Annotated in this window: 1 protein-coding gene; it reads left to right on the plus strand. The window is 64.9% G+C overall.

What is annotated here, in order from left to right; translation table 11 throughout:
• The coding region (locus NKH02_RS34460) for an IS91 family transposase (protein ID WP_352884310.1) at positions 1-615 on the plus strand (615 nt) is incomplete at both ends.

Genomic DNA, 615 nt, shown 5'->3' on the forward strand with positions numbered 1-615 from the left:
CGCAACCGGCATTGCCCGAAGTGCCAGGGACAGGCCTGTCGCGAATGGCTTGCCGCGCGACAGAACGAGCTTCTGCCGGCTGCCTACTTCCACGTCGTCTTCACGCTGCCGGCGCAGGTCGCGGCGATCGCCTTCCAGAACAAGGCAGCGCTCTACGCCATCCTGTTCAAGACTGCGGCCGAGACGCTGCGAGTGATTGCCGCCGATCCAAAACATCTCGGCGCAGAGATCGGGCACATCGCGGTGCTGCACAGCTGGGGCCAGAGCCTGCACTATCATCCCCACATCCATTGCATCGTGCCGGGCGGCGGGATCTCCCTCGATGGAAAGCGTTGGGTCGCCTGCCGGCCAGGATTCTTCCTGCCGGTGCGCGTCCTGTCGCGCCTGTTTCGCCGGCTCTTTCTGCAGGAATTGCGAGCAGCTTATGACGCGGGCAAGCTGAGCTTCTTCGGCGATCTCGCCCACCTGGCGGCGCCGGCTGCGTTTAACTGCAAGCTCGCCGAGGTTCGTCGCCTCGAATGGGTCGTCTACGCCAAGCCGCCATTCGGCGGGCCAGACCAGGTGCTGGCCTATCTCGGCCGCTATACCCACCGTGTCGCCATCGCCAACTCTCGC

Source organism: Mesorhizobium sp. M1396, from assembly GCF_040317725.1.
In the GTDB taxonomy this organism is placed as follows: domain Bacteria; phylum Pseudomonadota; class Alphaproteobacteria; order Rhizobiales; family Rhizobiaceae; genus Mesorhizobium.